The 6,266-nt window shown below is 63.6% G+C and carries 6 protein-coding genes and 2 pseudogenes; 7 read left to right on the top strand and 1 reads right to left on the bottom strand.

Annotation, left to right across the window (positions count from 1 at the left end):
* The 6 genes and pseudogenes from ACZ6DL_RS37805 to ACZ6DL_RS37780 all read left to right on the top strand — a co-directional run.
* The coding region (locus ACZ6DL_RS37805; RefSeq protein ID WP_466058517.1) for a phosphomethylpyrimidine synthase ThiC at positions 1–1,431 on the top strand (1,431 nt) is incomplete at its 5' end.
* A 1-nt stretch (position 1,432) separates the two neighbouring features.
* A complete protein-coding gene (locus ACZ6DL_RS37800; RefSeq protein ID WP_466058516.1) occupies positions 1,433–2,461 on the top strand; it encodes a hypothetical protein in 1,029 nt (342 codons plus the stop codon).
* Positions 2,458–2,859, top strand: a pseudogene (locus tag ACZ6DL_RS37795) (NAD-dependent epimerase/dehydratase family protein); the annotation flags it as partial. The gene ACZ6DL_RS37800 and the pseudogene ACZ6DL_RS37795, both read left to right, overlap by 4 nt.
* A complete protein-coding gene (locus ACZ6DL_RS37790; protein WP_466058519.1) occupies positions 2,834–3,439 on the top strand; it encodes an NAD-dependent epimerase/dehydratase family protein in 606 nt (201 codons plus the stop codon). The pseudogene ACZ6DL_RS37795 and the gene ACZ6DL_RS37790, both read left to right, overlap by 26 nt.
* Before the next feature lie 424 nt (positions 3,440–3,863).
* Entirely contained in the window at positions 3,864–4,226 is a 363-nt protein-coding gene (locus ACZ6DL_RS37785) for a hypothetical protein (RefSeq protein ID WP_466058514.1), read from the top strand.
* Complete coding sequence (locus ACZ6DL_RS37780; RefSeq protein ID WP_466058512.1) at positions 4,223–4,600, top strand: hypothetical protein; 378 nt, start codon at positions 4,223–4,225, stop codon at positions 4,598–4,600. The genes ACZ6DL_RS37785 and ACZ6DL_RS37780 overlap by 4 nt, the downstream gene beginning before the upstream one ends.
* Positions 4,601–4,613: 13 nt before the next feature.
* Here the strand turns inward: ACZ6DL_RS37780 and ACZ6DL_RS37775 are convergent, their stop codons facing one another.
* Entirely contained in the window at positions 4,614–4,934 is a 321-nt protein-coding gene (locus ACZ6DL_RS37775) for a transposase (protein WP_466058511.1), read from the bottom strand.
* A gap of 40 nt (positions 4,935–4,974) precedes the next feature.
* On the opposite strand from ACZ6DL_RS37775, the pseudogene ACZ6DL_RS37770 reads away from it, so the two are divergent.
* Positions 4,975–6,173: pseudogene (locus ACZ6DL_RS37770) on the top strand (IS30 family transposase); the annotation flags it as partial.
* Positions 6,174–6,266 lie beyond the last annotated feature (93 nt).

Genomic DNA, 6,266 nt, shown 5'->3' with positions numbered 1-6,266 from the left:
CCTTTCAAGCCTCAACCAAGGCAAACACAAATCAGCTACACCCCACCGCCCTGGGCATCCAGGGCACCAACCCCAGACACCTACAACCTTAGGGACACGCCAATGTTCACCCTCGCAACAGATCCTCAGTTCATCGCCACCTGTCAGGCCGAAGACCTCGACCCTGACACCGCCGCCCGCCGGGTCGAAAGCGGCACCCTGGTGTTCCTGCGGTCGCACGCGAGCCGGCACATGACGGCCTTCAAACCGCTGCTCGTTGGTGAGGACACCCGCCGGAAAGTCGCCGCTCTCGTCGGACTGGGGCCGCGTGACCGCGACAGGCAGACCATCGTGGAAAGCATGGCGGTCATCCTCGCCGCTGGACCCGACGCTGTCATGGACCTGACCACCAACCCCGAAGGTGTGGCGCTGCGCGCGGATCTGAAGGAAGTCATGGGCGTACCGCTCGGCGCATGCCTGACATACGACCTGTTCGCTGGCCCGCGGAAGAAACTGAGCCGCAACGAATTCCTGGACCGATTCGAGCTCGGGTTGGCCGCTGGCGTCGACTTCGTCCTCATCCACGCAGGCATCAACCCTGCCCTCGCGCAGATGAGCGAAAAATCCGACCGAATCATGCCCACGACCTCACGAGGCGGCGGGTTGCTGGCCCGCTACATGCGCATCCACCACTGCGACAACCCCTTGATCGAGTACTTCGACGGAATTCTCGACATCTGCCGCCGCCACGAGGTCGTCCTCGACCTCGGCGACATATTCCGCCCCGGCGCCACCGCCGATGCGGGCGACGACCTGAAATGGCGCGAAATCCAACTGCTGGCCGAACTCCGCAAAGACGCGTTGAACGCCGGGGTGCAGGTGTTGTGTGAAAGCGGCGGCCACATGCCGCTGCACCGCATTCCCGAACTGATCCCCGCCTACAAAGAAGCGCTCGGTGGTGCGCCGCTGTGGCTGGCCGGACCGATGGTCATCGACAACGGCGTCACCCTCGACGACACCGTCAACGTCCTCGGTGTCGCGGCGGCCGGACAGTGCGGCGGCGACATGTTCGCCTCCATCACCCACAACGAGCACTACGCCATGCCCACCGCGCCCGACACCGCCACCTCCATCCGCATGGTCCGTGTCGCCATCACAGCGCTCGATCTCGTGCGCGGCTGGGAACCCGAAATCGCACGACAGCGCGCGATCAGCGTGGCCCGCCGCGCCAACGACTGGGACATCCAGCAAGGTCACGCCCTCTACCCCGGCCTGGGAGGCAACGCGTTCATCACCCACGGCCTGCGCAAAGGCGCGCCCTGCACCATCTGCGGATCACTGTGCCCACACATCACCGCGAAAAAGGCCCAGGAGGAAACACCCGTCCCCGCCCACCAGCCCAGACCCGTCCTGCTGCCCATGCCCACGCATTCCAGCGAACCGGAGGCATGAAGTGGACACCACCACCTTGGCCCAACGCATCACCTCCCGACTCCCCCACGCCACCGCCGTCGCCCAGGAAGCTCTCGATATCGCCGAAGACCTCCGCACGCTCGGACACTGCGTACCCGCCGACGACTGGCTGATCGTCGGCGGCTCCCTCGCCCGCGGCGAACCCACCTTCATCCGCCACGACGGCAAGCCGCTGCTGATCAGCGACGTCGACACCCTCTACGTCCACTACGGAGACCACCCCTCAACCCAGATCCACGAACTCGTGGCCCTCGCCGAGAAACACTTCACCACAGTGGATTTGATGACGTTGTCGCTCGGCGACTACAGCGCCATTCAAACCTCCCTCGGGCACGACTTCAAAAATCTCGGCCTGCCCGTCACCGACCGCGGCCTACCCGAACACCACCCCGTCACACTCGACATCCGCGACGCTTACGAAATCCTGCTCTACTACACACAGGCCTACTTCTGGCTCGGCCTCCACGACCAATGGTCCGCCGGAACGGCCTCCACACACTTCCACCTGCTCGTCAGCAGACTGTGCGTGAAGATCCTGCGAGCCACCGCCATGCTCGACGGCGCCTACGCCCACCACGACGTCGGTCACATGGCGCCGCACCTTGCCGAACAGATGCGCGCCGAGTTGCGCTGGCGAGCCGACCCCACCCAGCCGCCGATGGATCCGGGACGATTCTGGACCTACCTCCATCACGCCTTCACCCGGTTCGACACCGAGTTCGGACAACCACGCTCCGACGCGGTCAACTACACGCGCTACGCCGTGACCAGCAGCGGCCAAATCGTCGCCCGCCACCACCAAACCGTCCACGCCCTCGCACGCGCCATGGCCGACGCATGGCACACAACACCCGACCCGGTCGCATTGACTACGGTGAAGCAGCGTGCCTGGGAACGCATCACCTGCTGGACCGGCAGCGCACGCCGCGAAAGCCCCGAAGACCACTTCTGCGCGCACAAGCAAACCATCCACGACCACCTACTCGCCATGAAAGTGCAGGTCAGATGAAAATCCTGGTCACCGGGGGCGCAGGATTCGTCGGAGCCACCGTCACACGATTGCTCCTCGACGCCGGACATAATGTCACCGTCATCGACGACCTCTCCCGCAACGACGATCGCCAAATCCCCCACGACGCCGAATTCATCAAACTCCGCGTCCACGACATCGCCCATATTCTCACCCCCACCGCCGGCTACGACGCCGTCCTGCACTTCGCCGGCCTTATCGCCGCAGGCGAATCCATGCAGCACCCCGAATGGCACTGGGACAACAACACCCGCGCCTCCCTCGCCCTGCTCGACGCCATCCAGACCGCCCACGTCAGCCGGCTCGTCTTCTCCTCCACCGCCGCCGTCTACGGCGAACCCACCCACCCACCTGCCCCTGCTCGAAACCTCACCCACCAACCCGGTCAACACCTACGGCGATACCAAGCTCGCCATCGACAAAGCCATCACCACCTACACCCGCGCCTCCGCGCTCGGCGCGATCTCCCTGCGCTACTTCAACGTCGCAGGCGCCCACGACTGCGGCGACGGCACCATGATCGGCGAACGCCACAACCCCGAAACCCACCTGATCCCCCTCGCTCTCGATACCGCCCTCGGCCACCGCGACAAATTCACCCTCTACGGCGACGACTACCCCACCTCCGACGGCACCTGCATCCGCGACTACATCCACATCACCGACCTCGCCCACGCCCACCTCCTCGCCCTCGACAAAATCCACCCCGGCGAACACAAGATCTACAACCTCGGCAACGGCATCGGCTACTCCAACCGCCAAGTCATCCAAGCCATCCGCGACGTCACAGGGATCGCGTTCGACATCGAGACCGCACCACGACGACCAGGCGACCCCGCAACCCTCTACGCCTCCTCCGAACTCGCTCGAGGCGAACTCGGCTGGACACCACAAAAGCCGGACATCACCGACATCGTGCGTGATGCGTGGAAGTTCCACAGTCGGCATCGAGGCTGACAACAAACTTATGCTTCCAGCGATTGGCTCGGCGCTGGCAATAAAGCACGATGGTGGCCTACTCGGTAATGCGCACCTGTACCAGTCTTTCAAGGTCCTTCACCGCTACGTACAGCGCGAGGACAACAGCATTCGAGTTCCGGCACGTGATCGAGGCGTCGTAGATCGTGGCCGCGAGAAGGCCCTTCAGGGCGACCGGCGGGCAGTGCGTGACTGGGCGTACGTCCGAAGTCCGACAACCTCACGGCAGCTCGGGGCAGCCCGGCGTAAAGGAACGCCAATCGCAGGCGGCAAGGATCTACGCAGCGGTGGCACAGCTTCCGGCCGGTCATCGAAGGCATGCTCACGGCAATGCTGCTGAGCTGAACGGTTGCCTCACAGCCTCCAAGAAGCGAAGTAGTGCAACCTATACTGCCGAATCATAGTGAAGCCGCTGAAGGCGCCGCGACGCGCGACCGTTGCGCGATTGTTTGCCGTCTCGATGAACCGATGCGCCTTTCCCGGTTGCTTCGCGCCGCTGATCAGCACTACAGGTGTCGTCATCGGGCAAGTAGCCCACATCAAGGCACAGAACGTCGGCGGTCTGCGCTATGATGCCGGCCAAACATCAGAGCAGCCAAACGGATTCGACAATCTGATCCTGGTGTGCGCCGTCCGCCACATCGAGATCGACGCCAGGACCAACCTCACCACCTACACAGTCGAACGTTTTGTGCGATCAAACAGGTCCAAGAGGAAGAAGCCGCGAGATCAAATCAGCGGGTGCCCGAACTGTCGGGCTCGATGATAAACAGACTCATCCAGGAGTTGTTGGTGGCGGGGTGGAAAGCCGCCGCCGAACTGGATCCGTCGGTGCGGCTGCCGACGGATGAGACTTTGATCCGGACCAGGGTGCTGGTGCAGACGATCCTGCACGTGCTGGCGTGCCAACGCCTCTTCGCCGGGCTGGCGATGCATGCGGTGATCGGCGACCCCAAACAGGTACTCCGTCACCTCATCGAACCCGAACTGCGGCAACAGAGCCAGGACTGCGTGCGAACGCTCATCACCGAGGACACGCGGGGGTTAGTGACCCACTCGCGGGGGTCGGTGGTCGTCTATGAGGCGTTGGGTTCGATGCCGGGACATCCGGTACGGACGTTGGTGAGATTCCCCCGCTGAGCCGGAGAGCTGATTATCTGGTTCCGACTGGAACCGGTTGATGGTAGCTGGCTTCGTATTCGTCGGGTGAACGCCAACCCAGCTTCTTCTGGATGCGCTGGGTGTTGTACCAACCGTCGATGTAGGCGAACAGCGCGTTCTCGGCGTCCTCGCGGGTTCGCCACGAGTTGCGGTAAACCAGTTCGGTTTTCAGGGTGGAGAAGAAGTTCTCCATGAGCGCGTTATCGTAGGAATCGCCGACCGATACCATCGATTGGGCAATCCTGTTGTCGGCCAGCCGATTAGCGAACCGGAAAGCCGTGTAGGTCTCAGCCTCAACCGGTGGATGCAACACCCGAGGTCACGGAGGGTGTGTGGGAAGGCCATCGGATTGGATGCGAGAGGTCACTGGACGAGCGCCGATGCGGTCGCCGGGAGCTCCCGGTTTACCGCGGGCCGTGGAGCGGTTGTTCTGGGACAAGATCGCCGAGGGCATGCTCCCCGGCGAAGCCGGTGTCGCAGTAGGGGTATCGCCAGTCAGGGCAGCCGTTGGTTCCGCGATGCTGGCGGGATGTCACCGTATTCGTGGCCGCAGCGAAGCGGCCGCTACCTGTCCTTTGCCGAGCGTGAAGAGATCGCGCTGCTGAAATCCCAGGGCAGTGGCGTCCGTCAGATCGCCCAAGCGCTTGGCCGCAGTCCATCCACGATTTCGCGTGAGCTGCGGCGTAACGCCGCGACTAGGGGCGGGAAGTTGCACTACCGGGCATCGGTGGCGCAGTGGAAAGCTGAGCTGTTCGCCCGCCGCCCTAAAACCGCCAAGCTCCTGGATAACCCACGATTACGCGACTACGTCCAGGAGCGCCTGGCAGGCCGGATCACCGACGCGCACGGAAGAACGGTCAAGGGTCCGAAGACGGAGAAATGGACCGGCCGCAACAAGCCCCATCGCGCCGACCGAGGCTGGGTGCAGGCGTGGAGCCCCGAACAAATCGCCAAGCGGTTGCGCATCGATTTCCCCGACGATGAGTCGATGCGGATCAGCCACGAGGCGATCTACCAGGCGCTCTACATCGAGGATCGGGGCGGGCTCAGCCGTGAACTGATCTTGAACCTGAGGACCGGGCGCGCGTTGCGGATGCCGCGGGCACGCTCAAAGCGTGTGGCCTGGGCGCACGTGACCCCGGACGTGTTGATCAGCGAACGACCCGCCGAGGCAAACGATCGCGCGGTCGCTGGGCATTGGGAGGGCGACCTGATCATCGGCGCCGAACGCTCCGCGATCGCCACGCTCGTCGATCGGAGTACTCGATTCACGATGCTGGTTCACTTGCCCCGCGAACGAGGATGGCGCGAGAGCGCTCCGGTAAAGAACGGTCCCGCGCTCAGCGGTTACGGGGCAGTGTCGATGAACAAAGCACTCGCGGCGGCACTGGCGAAGCTGCCCACGAACATGATGAAGTCCCTGACCTGGGACCGGGGAAAGGAACTCTCCGCCCACGCGGAATTGACGGCCACTACGGGGGTCGCGGTCTACTTCGCTGATCCACATAGCCCGTGGCAGCGCGGGACCAACGAAAACACGAATGGTCTTCTGGAGTGGTCCCATGAAGTTGGACACCGTAAGTAAGCGTCCATCTTCAGGAGGCAGGCCGATGTACTCGGGAAGCATGTTGAGTCAGGCCGATGC

It is taken from the genome of Nocardia sp. NPDC041819, from assembly GCF_055590505.1.
The sequence above is the reverse complement of the archived record's forward strand: the minus strand, read 5'-3'. Positions and strand labels throughout refer to the sequence as shown.

Excerpts from the sequence above, each read along its gene's own strand:
- ACZ6DL_RS37780 (WP_466058512.1), top strand. The coding sequence starts at position 4,223 with ATGATAAACAGACTCATCCAGGAGTTGTTGGTGGCGGGGTGGAAAGCC.